Raw genomic sequence first — 15,985 nt, 5'->3', positions numbered from 1 at the left:
GGCTGGCGCGCGTCACAGAGCGTCAAGCTAGGGCCGCCAGCCCGAGTACGTCGCCCACAGTACCGGGTGTGACCGGAAACGCCCGTGTCGAGCTCGAAACTACCGATCGGTCAACAACCCGGGTACCGGCCGAAACGCCGCTCGCCTAGGGTATGCCTGACAGAATTGTCTTTTGCCGCACAACACGGAGGTTCACTGTGCCCATCGCGACTCCGGAGGTCTACGCCGAGATGCTCGGTCGGGCCAAAGCGAACTCCTTCGCCTTCCCGGCCATCAATGTCACCTCCTCGGAAACCATCAACGCGGCCATCAAGGGTTTCGCCGACGCGGGTAGCGACGGCATCATCCAGTTCTCCACCGGCGGCGCCGAATTCGGTTCCGGTCTGGGCGTGAAGGACATGGTCACCGGCGCGGTGGCACTGGCCGAGTTCGCGCATGTGGTGGCGGCCAGGTACGACGTGACGATCGCGCTGCACACCGATCACTGCCCCAAGGACAAGCTGGACGGCTTCGTGCGCCCGCTGATCGCCATCTCCCAGGAGCGGGTGAACGCGGGACAGCACCCGCTGTTCCAGTCGCACATGTGGGACGGCTCGGCGATCCCGATCGACGAGAACCTGGAGATCGCCAAGGAGCTGCTGAAGGCGACCGCCGCGGCGAACATCATCCTCGAGGTCGAGATCGGCGTCGTCGGCGGCGAAGAGGACGGTGTCGAAGCCGAGATCAACGACAAGCTCTACACCTCGCCGGAGGACTTCGAGAAGACCATCGCGGCGCTGGGCGCGGGCGAGAACGGCAAATACCTGCTGGCCGCCACCTTCGGCAATGTGCACGGCGTCTACAAGCCGGGCAATGTGAAGCTGCGCCCGGAGGTGCTCGCCGAGGGCCAGCGCGTGGCCGCCGCCAAGCTGGGGCTGGGCGCCGACGCGCAGCCGTTCGACTTCGTCTTCCACGGCGGTTCGGGCTCGCTGAAGTCCGAGATCGAGGATTCGCTGCGCTACGGCGTGGTGAAGATGAACGTCGACACCGACACCCAGTACGCGTTCACCCGCCCCGTCGCCGGTCACATGTTCGGCAACTACGATGGTGTGCTCAAGATCGACGGCGAGGTCGGCAACAAGAAGGTCTACGATCCGCGCAGCTACCTGAAGAAGGCCGAGGCGGCGATGGCGGCACGTGTCGTAGAGGCGTGCAATGATCTGAAGTCTGCGGGACGTTCGATCAGCGCCTGACCCTTTTGCCCTCGGGGGCACGGGTTTTGCCGCCGGGCAAGGGAGCTTTAGGAAGTTCATGAGTGTGGATGTGCGCGTGCTCGGGCCCGTCCGGTTGTTCGTCGGTGGTGTACCGGTGGCGGTCGGCGGGCCCAAGCCGCGCGCGTTGCTGGCGGCGCTGACCGTCAATCGGCGGCGCGCGGTGTCCTCGGCGGTGCTGGCCGATATGGTCTGGAACGAGGATCCACCGGATTCCTATGCCGCCAGCCTCCAGGTGTTCGTCTCGAATATCCGTAAGGCGCTGCGCAATTCCGGCGTGGACCCCGCGCAGGTACTGCGCACCGAGTCGGCCGGCTACCGGCTCGAGATCGCCGAGGAAGCCTGCGATATCGGCCGTTTCGAAGCGGCCCGTGAGGCCGCGACCAAGGTGGCCGGGGTCGGCGATCACGAGGGCGCGTCCCGGTACTACGGCGCCGCACTGCAGGAATGGAGCGGTCGCGCGCTCGCCGACCTGGCCGGTCTGGGTTTCGCCGACGGTTTCGCCACCGCCATGGAGGAGGAGCGCCTGGTCGCCGCCGCGGCGCGGATCGACGCCGAGATCGCCTGCGGCCGACACTCTTCGGTGATCGGTGAACTGCGCTCGATGACCGGCGAGCATCCGCTGCGGGAACCGCTGTGGGGGCAGCTGATCACCGCGCTGTACCTGTCCGGCCGCCAGGCCGACGCGCTGGCGGCCGCCCGGCGAGTCCGCGAGGTGCTCGCCGAGGAACTCGGCATCGATCCGGGTCCGGCGCTGGTCGAACTCGAACAGCGGGTGCTGCGCCAGGAACCGTTGAGCACCGGCGAGTTCCGCCGCACCGAAGACCTGCACAAATACATGACCGAGACAGTCACCGAGATGCCGCACACGGTCCGCAACGGGCAGCTGCGCCTGCCCGACGGCCGAGCCCAGGTGATCTCACCGGCCGGGCTGCGAATCGGCCGGATGACCGATAACGACCTGATCCTCGACGACCCCAAGGCCAGCCGGTATCACGCGCACATCATGCCGAGCCGGGCCGGTCTGCTGATCAAGGATCTGGGTTCGGCCAACGGCGTCTACGTCAACGAGGAGGCGATCGAGAACGGCGCACTGCTCGCCGACGGTGACGTCATCCGGATCGGCGCGACCGTGCTGGTGTTCCAGGCGGTCTCCTAGTCGTCGCCGTATTCGCAGGCGATGCCGTCGCCGTCGCCGTCCAGATACGACCAGTAGCCCGGGTCGCCGCGCCGTGGCTGCACCTCGCCGTCGAGCTTGGCCTGGGCGCAATTGGTGTAGTAGCCGTTCGGCCGGGAGTTCTCGGCGCTGGGTCGCGGATCCTGATCGCGTAGTTCGCCTGCCTGGGCCGGGACCGCGGCGAACCCGAATCCGGCCATCAGGCATACGGCGCCGGCGACCGTGGCCGCGCGGTGTCTGTTCTCGTTCACACCTCCATCGTGCGCCGCCCGCCCGCACACCGCTATTTCCGCTGCTGAGGACTCGATCGGAAAGTCGCGGCCCGAAACCGGCGGGCCGCCGGTAGGGTCGTGCGCTGTGTCCAAGGCCAGGCAGCTGCTGGCCGCGGCCGGAGCCGCGGTGCTGTGCAGCGCAGTCGACCCGGTGGCCGTCGCGGCCCCGAAATCCGAACCGGCGCGGGTGATCCCGGGTGTCGGCCCATGCGCGAGCGATCCGGCGCCGGTGCACGAGGACCTGGTCCCGGAAACCCTCGAGGTACCGATCCCGTATCCGGTGGTGACCGTGCTGCCGCCACGGATCGAGCCGGAGCCGGTACGCACCCGCATGGAGTTGCCGCTCGACCCGTGCGTGAATCCGTGCCCGGATCTCACCGACACTCCGGAACCGCCGCCGAGCCTGGCGAATCGGCTCGGTATCCCGGAATTCCTGTTGCGGCCGCAGCCTTTCCATTTCGGTGTGCCGGGGCCGGGCCCCGATCCGGGGCCGGTGCCGCCGCCACCGCCGCGGGTCGATCCGCCGACCGAGCCCGCGCCGCAGGCGGGCGCCCGGTCCGCGCCGCGGATCACCGAGGTCGCGGAGGTAGCCAAGCTGACCGGGGCGCGGTCGGTCAACCGTACCGACAAGCGCTGGCAGGTCGAGGGCACCGATCTGGGCATCATGTGGGAAAGCGCGCCGGGTGAGATCATCACCGCGTTCGGCGACAGCGTCGGCCGCGGCTTCCATCCACCGGGCGGGATGGGCGGGGACTGGCGCAGCAATGTGCTGGCCTTCAGCACCGATCGCGAGCTGTCCGACGGCATCACCTACGACGCCATGGTCACCGACGACCGCTGCCACGCCGCGGAGGTGCTCTCCAGCCGCAAACTCGACAATGTCGAGATCACCACCATTCCCACCTCGGGGTTCGCGCTCGGCGAGCGGCAGTACATGAGCTACATGTCGATCCGCACCTGGAACAGCCTGCCCGGCACCTTCTTCACCAACTACGGCGGCATCGCCTACTCCGACGACCACGGTCAGACCTGGACCAAGGACCCGTACGCGCGCTGGGACAACATCTTCGGGCTCGCGAATTTCCAAGTGTCGGCGATGGTTCCGCACGGGGAGCATGTCTACCTGTTCGGTACGCCGAATACCCGGCTCGGCGCGGTGGGCCTGGCTCGGGTGCCCAGGGATCAGGTGCTCAATACCAGCGCCTACCAGTACTGGACCGACGGAAACTGGAGTGCGGTAGGCGGTTTCGCGCGCGCCACGCCGATCGTGGACGCGCCCGCCGGGGAACTGTCGGTGCGCTACGACGCCGAACGCGCGGTCTGGCAGATGAGCTATCTGGATACCGCGCAGGCGGCAATCGTTGTGCGAGAAGCGAATTCACCGCAGGGGGTGTGGTCGGGCGGTACGCCGACGGTCACCGTGGCCGAGCACGCCGAGCTCTACGGCGGATTCATCCACCCCTGGTCGAGCGGTCGGGACCTCTACTTCACCATCTCCACCTGGAGCGATTACAACGTCTACCTGATGCGGGCCACGCTGGGCGATTAGGCGAAGCGGACCTCGGCCAGGGCGCGGCCGAACAGTTTGCGCCCGTCGGAGATACCGCTCAACATGATGGTGCCGGTACGGGTTTCGGGATTCAGCGACTTGATCTTGCCGGTGAAATCCACCGTGGTCGCGACATCCGCGGCGACCGGAACGAAGCCGGAGAACCGCACGCTGAATTTGGTGATCGCGGTCGGATCGCCGAGCCAGGAGGTCAGATAGTCGGCGGCCAGGCCCATGGTGAGCATGCCGTGCGCGACCACGGTCGGCAGGCCGACCAACTCGGCGGCGCGGTCACTGAAATGGATCGGGTTCGGGTCACCCGAGACGCCGGCGTAATTGGCCAGATCGCCGCGGGTCAGCTGGACCGATCCGGCGGGCAGGGCGCTGCCGGCAGTCAGCTTGTCGAAATCGGGCAGGGTGTGCACGAGGGTGGGTTCGGGCGCGGGATCCGATAGCTCGGTATCCGCGGCCGGTAGCTCCAGCAGCGGGCTGTGCTCGTCCAGATCCGATGGGCGCACATGCATGAAGATGCTGTCCACCGCGTCCACCAGATTCGCGTCCACCTCCGCGCCGCGCCGGGCCACGATGGTGCTGGAACCGATCTGTGCGATCTCGCCGCGCTGATTGCGCAGCACGAAATCGACGTGGATGAAGTCGTTGTCGCCGAACTGGCGGACCGAATCGATCAGGAGCTCGGACTGGATCCGGTCACCCGCCAGAATCGGCCGGCGTAGCTCGAAGACCTGGTCGGTTTGCAGCACCTGGGTCAGGTCGTAGTCGGTGAGCACCGACTCCAGCAGGGCTCTGGTGCTGGCCATACCGAGCACGGCGGCGAAGGTCGGCGGGGCGATCAGGCCCTCGTGGCCGAGCTTGCGGGCATCGGGCTCGTACAGGTGCGCGCCATGATGGTTCTGCACTGCGCGGGCGAACTCGCGTACCTTCTCGCGGCCGACCTCGTAGTGGTCGCGGACCTGAAAGCGTCGTCCGGCAAGCTGGGTCCGCGGGGCCGCCGGGGTGGTTTCCGGCTGCGCCATCGTGTCTTCCCTCATCATGATCCCGGCCATGCTACTGGCGGATCGGACCGATGACCAGGTGAGTGTGACGTGGGCTACGGGTGACCTGGGCCTCGTCCGGCGGGGTGTTTACCCCGCTAGACGAGTTGCCGGTCAGCTGCCTGCCGGGCGGTCACAGACCTTCCAGCCTTCGCCGGTCTGCTCCAGATCGAAGGTGCGCGCCGACTTCTTCGACGGATCCGCGGCGGTGTAGACCATGGCCTGCGCGAGCGCGGTGCGGTCGGTGATCTGGATGGCGTCCACCGCATCGATCATCGGAATGGTCTTGCGTTCCACCGAAAGCCGGTGCACGCCCGCGAAATCGGCTTCCGCGAGCTGCGCGTAGTAGTCGTGCAGCGGACCGCAGGTGCTGTCGCGCAGGGCCGCGAGGTCACCGTCCTGGAGTGCGCCCGTGTACTCGTCGATAGCACTGCGCACCTGCGCCTGCGGCGAATCGTCGCCCTGATTCGCCAGCGCGGCGCCACCCGCGACCAGCGCGACGACCACCGCCGCCGCCACCCCGGCCCCGATCAGCACCCGCTTGTTCTTCGCCGGAGCCGGAGCCGGAGCCGGACTGGCCGGCTCCACCCGCTGCGGCGCCGCGATCGGCTGCTGGTGCTGCGCACGCTGCGGCGGCTGCTGCGGACCCGCGGGCTGGAACACCGACTGCACCGGCAGCGTCATCTGCACGTCGGCAGGAGACTGCGCCTGCGGCACTCGCCGCGGCTGCTGCGTGGGTCCCTGCTTGCCCGGTTGTTGCGCGGTGAAACCTTGCTCGGCCGACTGTTGTTGCGGCGCGGCCTGCTTGCCCTGTTGTTGCGGCGGGGGAGCCTGCTTGCTCTGCTGGTGCGGAGCGGGTCCCTGCCTGCCCTGTTGTTGCTGTGGTGCGGGTCCTTGCTTACCGGGCTGTTTCGGCCCGGAGGCGGGACGTGGTGTCTGGGGCAGTTTGCTCATCGGCGCCGCACGCGGCGGAACCCGGTCCGCACCAGCCGGTTTCGCCGCGCCGTCGGTCCGGAACTTCTGGGTCGCCTGCTGATCCGGCCCCTTCTGAATCGGCAGCACGGTGGTCTGGGCGTCATCGACCGGCGGCACGATCTTCATCGCCACGGTCTTCGCGTCATCCGCCGCGATGTCGTCCGCGGGTTCGTCATCCCCCATGGCGACGGTCTCGGCGTCGTCCGCACCCGCATCCCCGCCCGCGGGCCGTGGCTGCACCCGCATCACCACGGTCTGCGCATCCGAACCCGCCGGCTGCCCATCGGACTCGTCGGTCGCGGACCCCGCATCGGATCCACCACCGGCTTCGCCTGCCGCGAGCGGCACCGTGGCGGGCGCCGGCTGATCCGTTTCCCTTGCCGCCTCTTGCGAGAGGGGAGCGGCCGCAGCGTTTTCGCTCGAACTTGCTGCGGATTGTGCTGCGCTGCCGCCAGTTCGGTCCGCATCTGCGTCGGCAGCGCCCCCCAGGGGTGCCGCAGCGCCAGAGTGCGCACTGGCCGCGCCGGAGCCGGATTGTGTTGCACTGCTTTCTGTTCGCGCGACATCAGCGATTGCCGAACGACTATCGGCTCCCGCTGTGCTGGTGGTGGCGTCCGACGCGACGGGAACTCCGGCACTGTCCGCCGCTTCCGACTCCACACCGGAATCGATCACGCCACTGGCGGATTCGGTTGCGGCGGCGGTCCCGGTTGTGGAGGTGGCCGCAGCGCCGCTTGCCGCCTGCGCCGCAACCACCGATACGGCCTCGTCCGCGCCGGATTCAGCGGTTCCGCCCTGGCCGGAGCCGGTTGCGCTGGACGAAGTTGCGGTGGCGGCCGCAGTGGCAGCGGCGGCACCGGGAAGCGAGCCCAATGGGGCGGGGTGCGTACCCGAACCAACGGAGGGGGCGGTGGATTCACTCGAGCTGGTGGCCGATGCAGTGCTGGACGCCGTAACCGTGGCCGAACCCGCCGTGACGCTTTCGTCCGCGCCTGAGGCTGTCGCGTTCTGCACGGCCTGGGCGTCGTGCGGGTTCGTGGCGCTCGCGCCGGGGGCCGGTGCGGCTGTCGTGCTTTGGGCGGGCTGGGCATCGCCAGCAGCCGTCGCGTTCCCACCAGTGGCCGGTGCGGCAGTCGTGCCTTGGGCGGGTGGGGTGTCAGCGGCGGTGGCGGCAGTCGCGTCGGCGGGCTCCTCGGTCTTCCACTCGCTGGTCCGGGGTGCCTGGGCGGCGGTGGCGAGTTTGGTGGTGGGTGCCTCGGTGCTTCCGGAGGCGGTGGACACCGTCGGCTCGGCGGCGACCGGCGTGCTCTTCGCTGCCGACTCCGCGGAAGCGCTCGAGGCGGTTGTGGAGACCGTCGGGGCCGCAGGTGTGTTCGAGGGGGTCGTGGATACCGCAGGGGTGGGCTTTTCGGTCTTCCACTCGCTCGTCTCAGCGGCGGAACTCGCCTGGGAGACGGTGGGGGAGCCGGGCTTGTCGGCCGGGGTGGGTGTTTCGGTCTTCCACTCGCTGGTTTTCGGTGTGCTCGCGGCGAGTTCGGTCGTGGGGGCCTGGGAGCTGACGGCCTCGGGGCGGTCGTCGCGTGGCGGAGTCGCGGGCATGGCGACCGTGGGGGGTGCGGTCGGGTGCTTGACGGTGGGGGCATCGGTTTCCGCGGCGGTGTCGGGGCGCGTGGCGGGCGCGTCCTGCGGGCCGGCGGCCGGCTGCTTCTCGTCGATCGGGTCGGACACCTAATACCCCTCGGTCAGGCGGAACATGTGGAACTCGACGGCCAGCCTAGTGTGCGCCGCGCGTCTGCATGCAGAATGAACCGCATGACCTCCTTCGGTGACTTGCTCGGACCGCAGCCGGTACTCCTCCCGGAAAACCTGGAAGCTGAGGAGGCGCTGCTCAACAAGGCCGATCCGGTCCACGTGGCGGCCGACCATCCGGCGGCGTCGATCGCCTGGGCGCATCTCGCCGAGGCGGCATTGACCCGCGGCGGCGCCGACGGCGCCGACGCCTCCGTGAACCACGACATCGTCGCCGCCTACGCGTTCGCCCGCACCGGCTACCACCGCGGCCTGGACCTGTTGCGCCGCAACGGCTGGAAGGGTTTCGGCCCGGTGCCGTGGAGCCACGAACCCAACCGCGGCTTCCTGCGCAGTGTCGGCGCCCTGGCCCGCGCGGCCCAGGTGATCGGCGAGACCGAGGAGTACGCGCGCTGCCTGGATCTGCTCGAGGACTGCGACCCCCGGGCAGCGACGGAACTCGGTCTTAATTGACGCCGGGTCGCGAAGCGATTCGCCGCCGGGTCGACGCCCTGGATCCCGCTGCCCGGATCGGCACGGCCCGGGCCGGTAGCGCCGATCGGCTGCGCAAATCCTGGGCGCGACTACGGCTGTCCTGGCTGCCGATCGTGCAGTGCGCGCTGGGTGCGGCGCTGGCCTGGTCGGTCGCGCACTACCTGATCGGCCACGAACAGCCGTTTTTCGCGCCGACGGCCGCGGTGGTCTCGATCGGCGTCTCGTTCGGTGCGCGGCTGCGCCGGTCGGTGGAACTGGTCGTCGGGGTCGCGGTCGGTATCGGCATCGGTGATCTGTTCATCTCCCGCGCGGGCACCGGTATCTGGCAGATCGCGCTGGTGGTCGCGGTGGCGATGGCGCTCGCGGTGTTCGTCGACGGCGGCTCGATCATCGCCATGCAGGCCGCTGGTTCGGCGGTGCTGGTCGCCACCCTGATGCCGCCCTCGACCGGCACCGGTTTCCCGCGCATGATCGACGCTCTGGTCGGCGGTCTGGTCGGGGTGGTGATCGTGGCCGCGATCCCGCTGCACCCGGTGCGCCGGGCTCGTGAGCAGGCCGCGGAGGTGCTCGCGGTGATGGGCGCCGCGCTCACCGAATGCGCCGACGGTTTGCTGGAGCAGGATCAGGACAAGATCCAGTCGGCGCTGGACGCGGCCCGTGCCACCCAGTCGCAGATCGACGGTCTGCGTTCCTCGCTGGAGGGTGGCCGCGAGATCAGCCGGATCTCTCCGCTGTATTGGAATTCCCGGGCTCGCCTGGACACCATCCGCGCCGCCGCCGACCCGATCGACAACGCGATCCGCAACACCAGGGTGCTGCTGCGCCGCTCCCTGACGCTGGTCCGCGACGACGAGATCTTGGACAACCGCCTGGTCGAGGAGGTGCGCAGGCTCGCGGAAGCGGTCGAGGTGGTGCGCCAGATGGTGCTCGCCGACCCCGGCCAGCAGCCCGATCAGGCCGAGGCCGCCCGCGTGCTGCGCGCTGTTGCCAAGGCCGCGAAACCCGAGATGGTGGACGGCGCCGGGCTTTCCGCCCATGTGGTGTTCGCGCAGGTTCGTTCGATCGTCGTCGATCTCATGCAGGCCTGCGGCATGCGGCGGATCTCGGCGATGGCGCTGCTGCCGCCGACGGTCCCCAATCCCTATGTGCCGCCTGCCGACTAGGTCCAGAACCGGGTGAGCCTGGAACCTGCTCCGCTCCACCCCGCGGGCACGCCCGACAGTTCGAACAGCCAGTAGACGACGTCGAAGAACGCCCGATTGAGCTGCGGGGTGAAGATCAGGGCGAACAGGATCAGCATGCCGAAGGGCTTGAACTGGTCCAGGGTGCGGCGGGTCTGATAGCTCAGCGACGGTTCCAGGATCCCGTAGCCGTCCAGGCCCGGGATCGGCAGAATGTTCAGCACGAACGCGGTGATCTGGAGGAACGCCAGGAAGCTGAGCCCGTACCAGAACGCCGGATGCGCCACGGGGTCGGCGAAGACCTGGATGAGCACCAGCAGCAGAACACCGCAGACCAGGTTGACCGCCGGGCCCGCGAAGCTGATCAGCCGCTGGATTCGCGGGCTGAAATTGTGGCTGTGCACGTAGACCGCGCCGCCGGGCAGGCCGATGCCGCCGAGCGCGATGAACACCATGGGCAGCACGATCGACAGCAGCGGATGCGAGTACTTCAGCGGGTTCAGGGTGAGATAGCCGCGCATCTCGACGTCCTGGTCACCGGCTCGCCAGGCGGTGTAGGCGTGCGCGAACTCGTGCAGGCACAGCGTGACCACCCAGCCCGCCACGACCAGCACGAAGACACCCAGTTTCGCCAGGTTGGAGTCGGGTTCGGACAGCCAGGCGAGCACACCGCCGGCGATGGTCACCGCGACCACCGCCAGGAACACCGGGCTCGGCCGGACGGCTCGGCTTCGCTTGCGCGGGAACGAATATGTCATCGGACCAGCAGCCAGGGCTCGTGATGGCGATAGAAAGTCGAACGCGGCACGGTCCGCTCCGAGCGGATTCCGTCCCGCGTCACCACCGCCCCCGGGGTGCCGAGCTGCGCGGCTCGGCCCTGCAACCAGATCCGTCTGCGGAACCGGCCGCGTTTGACGGTGGCGGTGACGCCCGGCATGTGCAGGGTGGGGGAGACCTGCATGGCGGTGACGATGCCGGAGAACAGCTGCTCGTCGTCGACGTAGGCCTCGCCTTCCAGCTTGGCGCCGTCCACACCGGTGAGGGTCGCGCGGCCGATCAGCACGGTGCCGGTGTCGTCGCGGACCAGCGGCGTCTCGGTGGCGCGGCCCTCGATGGCGCGTTTGGCCGCGGCGTTGCCGGTGCCGATCTGATAGGCGCGGGAACCGTAGGTCTTGTCGATCGGGACGTAGCCGATCTCGACGTGCAGCCGCTCGGTGCGCATCAGATGGGTGAGCACGGCGGCCAGCGCCGCGTCCTCGCCGAGCACGATCAGCCGGGGCAGGCTGTCGGCGGCGAGCACCGGCAGCAGTTCGTCGACGACGGAGGTGTCCGGGATTCTGGCCGTGGTGGTGGTGGGCAGTGCCGCGAGCGCGATCGGAACCGGCGCGCCGTCGCAGCGGAGAACGTGGGTACTCAAACTGCCGTACACCCCTCCTTGTTCCGGGCCGACACACCCGGCGGACGGATGGACGACGGTGGCCGCATTCCGCCCAACCATACCGGCCGATCGGGGTTTGTCCTGCCCTGCGACCAGGCTGGAGCTGTGTTTGCTGTTGCCGCCTTCGCTCCGCCCTCCGTGGTTGCGCTCCGCTGCCTCCTCCGGGGCGCTGAGCTCAGGCCGCGGCGGGGGTCGGCTAAAATGAGTTACCGGCCACCTCCTCCAGACGGGCAGGTAGCTGCAACACCTGTGTGTTGCGCCTCGAACCGTAGGAGACAACGATGCCGGCGATCGTCCTGATCGGCGCCCAGTGGGGCGACGAAGGCAAGGGCAAGGCCACCGATCTACTGGGTGGCCGGTTGCAGTGGGTGGTCCGCTACCAGGGTGGTAACAACGCCGGTCACACCGTCGTGCTGCCCAATGGCGACAAGTTCGCGCTGCATCTGATCCCGTCCGGCATTCTCACCCCCGGCGTCACCAATGTCATCGGCAACGGAGTCGTGGTGGATCCCGGTGTGCTGCTCGCCGAACTCGCGGGCCTGGAGGATCGCGGCGTCGACACCTCCGGTCTGCTGCTCTCGGCCGACGCGCACCTGATCATGCCGTATCACGTGGCCATCGATAAGGTCACCGAACGCTTCCTCGGCAACAAGAAGATCGGCACCACCGGCCGCGGTATCGGCCCCTGCTATCAGGACAAGGTGGCCCGGGTCGGTGTCCGGGTCGCCGATGTGCTGGACGAGAAGATCCTCACCCAGAAGGTCGAGGCCGCACTGGAATTCAAGAACCAGGTGCTGGTCAAGATCTACAACCGCCGCGCGCTGGAGCCGCAGCAGGTGGTGGACGAGGTGCTGGCGCAGGCCGAGGGGTTCAAGCACCGTATTTCCGATACCCGGCTGCGGCTCAACGAGGCTCTGGAGCGCGGCGAGACCGTGCTGCTGGAGGGGTCGCAGGGCACCCTGCTCGATGTCGATCACGGCACCTACCCGTATGTGACCTCGTCCAACCCGACCTCGGGCGGCGCGGCGGTGGGTTCCGGCGTCGGCCCGAACAAGATCACCACGGTGCTCGGCATCCTCAAGTGCTACACCACCCGCGTCGGTTCCGGCCCGTTCCCGACCGAGCTGTTCGACCAGTTCGGTGAGTTCCTGGCCAAGAACGGCGGCGAGGTCGGCGTCACCACCGGCCGCGCCCGCCGCTGCGGCTGGTTCGACGCGGTGATCGCGCGCTACGCCACCCGCGTCAACGGCATCACCGACTACTTCCTGACCAAGCTGGACGTGCTCTCGGGTCTGGATCGGGTGCCGATCTGCGTGGCCTACGAGATCGACGGCAAGCGGGTCGAGCAGATGCCGACCACCCAGACCGAGTTCCATCACGCCAAGCCCATCTTCGAGGAGCTGCCCGGTTGGTGGGAGGACATCTCCGGCGCCAAGACCTTCGAGGAGCTGCCCGCCAGCGCGCAGGCGTATGTGCTTCGGCTGGAGGAACTTTCGGGCGCGCGGATCTCCTGCATCGGTGTCGGGCCCGGCCGGGATCAGACCATCGTCCGGCACGACGTCCTGGGCTGAGCGCCGCGGGAGTCCGCAGTGGGCGGCGGGCCCGGTTCCCGGTTAGCATGTGGCGAGCACATGGTCGGAATCGGTGTGCGCTGAGCGGTTTTCCTGAGGATGGTGTTTGTCGACGTGTCGGCTCGGTACCGGAAGATGCGGAATGGGTTGTCGCGGGGGGCTTTTCGAGTCGCGGTAGGCGCGGCTTCGATTGCGCTCGCGGGCGGCGTGGCGGGTGTGGCGCTGGCGCAGCCGGCCCAGCCCGGGATCACCACGCAGGCGCCGCGGGAGGCGCCCGCGCCCGAAGCGCCCGAGGCGGAGGCGCCGGCGGAGCTCAAGGAGGCGAACCCGCAGGCCGTAGCGCCGCGCGCGCCGCGCGCCACCCCCAAACCCGAGCCGGAACCCGAGCCGAAGCCGCACGCCGTCCTGTTCGGTGACGTGATAGTGCCGGTACCCACCGAGGTACCCGCCGAGCTGGTCGACACGGTCAACCAGGCGCTCAACGGCGGCAAGCCGCGTCCCGACGGCGAGTAGGGCTGGCGCTCACGCGAGTTCGTGGTTGGGTTCGATCATGTTCTTGTAAAGAACTACAGTTAGTACATGGCTCGGAATTGGCCGATGATCGAGCGCGAGACCGAGTTCGAGGCGATCCGGTCCGCGCTCACCGGCACCACATATGTCGGAACCGTGCTTACCGGCGATGCCGGGGTGGGCAAGACGACGCTGGCCAGGCAGGCCACAGCGGCCGTCGGCGGGAACATTCGCTGGGTCGCGGGGACCGAATCGGCCCGCAGCATCCCGCTGGGCGTCTTCGCCCACATGGTGGGTGTGTACACCGCGCACGACCCGGTGACGTTCATGTCCGCCGCGCGCGAGGCCCTGCTCGCCGACGGGCACACCATCATCGGTGTCGACGATGCCCATCTGCTGGACCAGCTTTCGGCCACGCTGCTGCTCCAGCTGGCCATCGACAAGGCCGCGCACATCGTCGCGACCGTGCGCAGCGGCGTGCCGGTGCCCGACGCGGTGACCTCGCTCTGGAAAGACGGTCACCTGCTGCGTATCGACCTGAACCCGTTCACCCAGCGGCAGAGCGTCGATCTGGTGGAGTCCATGCTGGGCGGACAGCTCGAGGGCTTCACCGCCAATCTGATGTGGGAGTCCTCGGGCGGAAACGCTTTGTTCCTACGGCATTTGGTGGAGGGCGCGCTGGAGGCGGGCACGCTGCGCCAGGTGAACGGGGTCTGGCAGCTGCGCGGTCGCGCTGCGGTCACCTCCGAGCTGGCCGCGCTGCTCGAGGACCGGGTCGAGCAGCTGCCCGAGGAGGTGCTGCGGGTACTCGAGCTGCTCACCTTCTGCGAGCCGATCGATCTGGACGTACTCGCCGAGATCGCCGGCGAGGAGGCGGTGGAGGCGGCCGAAACCCGCGGTGTCATCCGGGTTGTCGAGAACGGGCACCAGCTGATCGTGCGCTACAACCATCCGCTGTTCGGTGAGGTCATCCGGCGGCGGCTCGGTATCGCCTCGGCGCGCCGATTACGGGGGCGGTTGTACTCCGCACTCAAGGAACGGCGGATCAATTCCGCCGCGGATCGGATCCGGCTGGCCGAATTGGCTTTGGACAGTGACAAATCCGCCGATCTGGAATTGTTCGAGGCCGCCGCGGCCGATGCCATCGCGCTGGCCAACCTGCCGCTGGGTGAGCGTTTCGCGCGCGCCGCGGTGGAGCGCCGCGGCGGCGTGGAAGCCGCCGACCTGCTGGCCCGGGCCCTGCTGTGGCAGGGACATCCGATCGAGGCCGAGCGCACGCTGGCCAGCTTCGATCCGGATGAGCTGAACGAGATACAGCTGGTCCGCTGGGGCAGCACCCGGGTGTCGAATCTGTTGTGGGCCATGGGCGATGCCGATCGGGCCGACGAGGTGCTGGCGCTGGTGCGCGGCAAGGTGACGCATCCGGGCTGCCAGGTCACCCTGGCGGGGCTGTCGTCGGCGGTCGCGGTGAACGAGAACCGGATCGGCGACGCGATCACCGAGGCGGACGGCGTCATGTCGGCGCGGCAGGCTCCGGCCTGGGCGGTGTGGTGGGCCGCGTTCGGCGGCGGGCTGGCGCTGGCGCTGATGGGCAAGAGCGAGGCGGCCCGGCAATACGTGGCCCGCGGGCATCAGGTGGAAGGCGAGATCGACGGCCTGAACCGGTTCATGTCGACCCACGCCGAAGTGCTCGCGCTGACCTTCACCGGTGAGTTCGAGGCCGCCCGGCGTTGTGCCGCGGCCTATTTCGGCTATTCGGCCCCCGGCCAGTATCTGGCCTGGGGCATGTCGAAGATCCTGCAGGGCACTGCCGATGTGGCGCAGGGCCGCTTCCCGGACGGGATCGAGCACCTGGAGCAGGCGCTGGCCGCGCTGGCCGCCGAGGGCGCGGCCGCGTGGATGCTGCCCGCGCGAATCCGTCTGGCCGAGGCGTATTCGGCGCTGGGCCGCACCGCCGAGGCCGCCGAGACGATCGACGAGGGCGTGCGGCGCGGCGGACGGCACAGCGCCGTCTACGAACCGCAGTTGGAGATCGCGCGGGCCTGCCTGGCCGCCGCCGAGGGCGCGGTCACCCCGGCGATCCGGCTGGCGCTCGGCGCCGCCGACGCCGCGGCCCGCTCGCAGCAGCACGCCATCGAGGCGCTGGCGCTGCACGCGGCCGCTCGTTTCGGCGAGCAGTCGGTGGCCGGGCGGCTCGCCGACCTCGCCGCGCGCGTGGACGGGCGGCTGGTGCAGGTGCAGTCCCGGCACGCGGTGGCGCTCGCCGCGCACGACGGCGCCGGATTGGATGTCGCCGCAGCCGAATTCGAGGAGCTCGGCGCGCTGCTGTCGGCCGCCGACGCGTCCGCCCAGGCGGCGCTGGCGCACGATCGCGCGGGTGACCGTCGCCGCCTGCACGAGTCCGCCGCGACCGCGAACCGGCTGGCGGCGGCCTGCGGCGGTGCCAGCACGCCGTCGCTGCGGCAGGCCGCGCAACCACTGCCGCTGACCGTGCGGGAGCGTGAGATCGCGAATCTGGTGGCGGCGGGGCTGTCCAACCGGCAGATCGCCGATCGGCTGACCGTGTCGGTGCGCACCGTCGAGGGGCATCTCTACCGGGCCTGCAGCAAGATGGATGTGACCGATCGCGAGTCGCTCGGCGCGTTGATCCGGGGAGAATCCCCGGACTGAGCGATTGCTCGGCTATCGATTTTCGTGTGTTTATTGCACAGTCCGACTGTTAGCAAC

General features: G+C 69.1%; 14 protein-coding genes. 9 read left to right on the top strand and 5 right to left on the bottom strand.

All coding sequences use genetic code 11. The features are described from left to right. Window positions 1–197: 197 nt before the first annotated feature. Together fbaA and ACFVMC_RS24960 are read left to right on the top strand one after the other, a co-directional pair. Window positions 198–1,232, top strand: a complete 1,035-nt coding sequence (fbaA, locus tag ACFVMC_RS24965) for a class II fructose-bisphosphate aldolase (protein WP_379213998.1) — start codon at window positions 198–200, stop codon at window positions 1,230–1,232. 58 nt (window positions 1,233–1,290) lie between these two features. Continuing rightward, entirely contained in the window at window positions 1,291–2,409 is a 1,119-nt protein-coding gene (locus tag ACFVMC_RS24960) for a BTAD domain-containing putative transcriptional regulator (protein ID WP_379213996.1), read from the top strand. Here ACFVMC_RS24960 and ACFVMC_RS24955 read toward each other — a convergent pair. After that, window positions 2,406–2,678 carry an excalibur calcium-binding domain-containing protein gene (locus tag ACFVMC_RS24955; RefSeq protein WP_379213994.1) on the bottom strand — a complete coding sequence of 91 codons (273 nt, stop codon included), beginning with the start codon at window positions 2,676–2,678 and terminating at the stop codon, window positions 2,406–2,408. The two genes, ACFVMC_RS24960 and ACFVMC_RS24955, sit on opposite strands and share 4 nt — an antisense overlap. A 106-nt stretch (window positions 2,679–2,784) precedes the next feature. On the opposite strand from ACFVMC_RS24955, the gene ACFVMC_RS24950 reads away from it, so the two are divergent. After that, a complete protein-coding gene (locus ACFVMC_RS24950; RefSeq protein ID WP_379213992.1) occupies window positions 2,785–4,248 on the top strand; it encodes a DUF4185 domain-containing protein in 1,464 nt (487 codons plus the stop codon). On the opposite strand, the gene ACFVMC_RS24945 is transcribed toward ACFVMC_RS24950, so the two are convergent. Next, entirely contained in the window at window positions 4,245–5,300 is a 1,056-nt protein-coding gene (locus tag ACFVMC_RS24945) for a fused (3R)-hydroxyacyl-ACP dehydratase subunits HadA/HadB (RefSeq protein ID WP_379213990.1), read from the bottom strand. The genes ACFVMC_RS24950 and ACFVMC_RS24945 overlap by 4 nt on opposite strands. 114 nt (window positions 5,301–5,414) lie before the next feature. Beyond that, window positions 5,415–6,521 carry a hypothetical protein gene (locus tag ACFVMC_RS24940; protein ID WP_379213988.1) on the bottom strand — a complete coding sequence of 369 codons (1,107 nt, stop codon included), beginning with the start codon at window positions 6,519–6,521 and terminating at the stop codon, window positions 5,415–5,417. Between the two features lie 664 nt (window positions 6,522–7,185). Between ACFVMC_RS24940 and ACFVMC_RS24935 the strand changes: the two genes are divergently transcribed. The 3 genes from ACFVMC_RS24935 (at window position 7,186) to ACFVMC_RS24925 (ending at window position 9,721) form a co-directional block, all read left to right on the top strand. Further along, complete coding sequence (locus tag ACFVMC_RS24935; RefSeq protein WP_379213986.1) at window positions 7,186–8,007, top strand: hypothetical protein; 822 nt, start codon at window positions 7,186–7,188, stop codon at window positions 8,005–8,007. Window positions 8,008–8,078: 71 nt separating this feature from the next. Then, window positions 8,079–8,537, top strand: a complete 459-nt coding sequence (locus tag ACFVMC_RS24930; RefSeq protein WP_379213984.1) for a DUF3151 domain-containing protein — start codon at window positions 8,079–8,081, stop codon at window positions 8,535–8,537. Window positions 8,538–8,593: 56 nt separating this feature from the next. Beyond that, window positions 8,594–9,721 carry an aromatic acid exporter family protein gene (locus tag ACFVMC_RS24925; protein WP_379214096.1) on the top strand — a complete coding sequence of 376 codons (1,128 nt, stop codon included), beginning with the start codon at window positions 8,594–8,596 and terminating at the stop codon, window positions 9,719–9,721. Here the strand turns inward: ACFVMC_RS24925 and ACFVMC_RS24920 are convergent. Together ACFVMC_RS24920 and ACFVMC_RS24915 are read right to left on the bottom strand one after the other, a co-directional pair. Further along, window positions 9,718–10,497 (bottom strand): site-2 protease family protein, encoded by a 780-nt coding sequence (locus ACFVMC_RS24920; RefSeq protein ID WP_379213982.1) that lies wholly within the window; start codon window positions 10,495–10,497, stop codon window positions 9,718–9,720. The two genes, ACFVMC_RS24925 and ACFVMC_RS24920, sit on opposite strands and share 4 nt — an antisense overlap. Next, entirely contained in the window at window positions 10,494–11,156 is a 663-nt protein-coding gene (locus ACFVMC_RS24915; protein ID WP_379213980.1) for a hypothetical protein, read from the bottom strand. The genes ACFVMC_RS24920 and ACFVMC_RS24915 overlap by 4 nt, the downstream gene beginning before the upstream one ends. Before the next feature lie 302 nt (window positions 11,157–11,458). On the opposite strand from ACFVMC_RS24915, the gene ACFVMC_RS24910 reads away from it, so the two are divergent. The 3 genes from ACFVMC_RS24910 (at window position 11,459) to ACFVMC_RS24900 (ending at window position 15,928) form a co-directional block, all read left to right on the top strand. After that, a complete protein-coding gene (locus ACFVMC_RS24910) occupies window positions 11,459–12,748 on the top strand; it encodes an adenylosuccinate synthase (protein WP_379213979.1) in 1,290 nt (429 codons plus the stop codon). Window positions 12,749–12,883: 135 nt separating this feature from the next. Further along, a complete protein-coding gene (locus ACFVMC_RS24905) occupies window positions 12,884–13,261 on the top strand; it encodes a hypothetical protein (protein WP_379213977.1) in 378 nt (125 codons plus the stop codon). Between the two features lie 66 nt (window positions 13,262–13,327). Continuing rightward, entirely contained in the window at window positions 13,328–15,928 is a 2,601-nt protein-coding gene (locus ACFVMC_RS24900; RefSeq protein ID WP_379213975.1) for a LuxR C-terminal-related transcriptional regulator, read from the top strand. Window positions 15,929–15,985 lie beyond the last annotated feature (57 nt).

It is taken from the genome of Nocardia sp. NPDC127579 (assembly GCF_042672005.1).
Taxonomy (GTDB): Bacteria; Actinomycetota; Actinomycetes; order Mycobacteriales; family Mycobacteriaceae; genus Nocardia.
The sequence above is the reverse complement of the archived record's forward strand: the minus strand, read 5'-3'. Positions and strand labels throughout refer to the sequence as shown.

Excerpts from the sequence above, each read along its gene's own strand:
- ACFVMC_RS24960 (WP_379213996.1), top strand. The coding sequence starts at position 1,291 with ATGAGTGTGGATGTGCGCGTGCTCGGGCCCGTCCGGTTGTTCGTCGGT.
- ACFVMC_RS24945 (WP_379213990.1), bottom strand. The coding sequence starts at position 5,300 with ATGATGAGGGAAGACACGATGGCGCAGCCGGAAACCACCCCGGCGGCC.
- ACFVMC_RS24940 (WP_379213988.1), bottom strand. The coding sequence starts at position 6,521 with ATGCGGGTGCAGCCACGGCCCGCGGGCGGGGATGCGGGTGCGGACGAC.
- ACFVMC_RS24930 (WP_379213984.1), top strand. The coding sequence starts at position 8,079 with ATGAACCGCATGACCTCCTTCGGTGACTTGCTCGGACCGCAGCCGGTA.
- ACFVMC_RS24920 (WP_379213982.1), bottom strand. The coding sequence starts at position 10,497 with ATGACATATTCGTTCCCGCGCAAGCGAAGCCGAGCCGTCCGGCCGAGC.
- ACFVMC_RS24910 (WP_379213979.1), top strand. The coding sequence starts at position 11,459 with ATGCCGGCGATCGTCCTGATCGGCGCCCAGTGGGGCGACGAAGGCAAG.
- ACFVMC_RS24905 (WP_379213977.1), top strand. The coding sequence starts at position 12,884 with ATGCGGAATGGGTTGTCGCGGGGGGCTTTTCGAGTCGCGGTAGGCGCG.
- ACFVMC_RS24900 (WP_379213975.1), top strand. The coding sequence starts at position 13,328 with ATGGCTCGGAATTGGCCGATGATCGAGCGCGAGACCGAGTTCGAGGCG.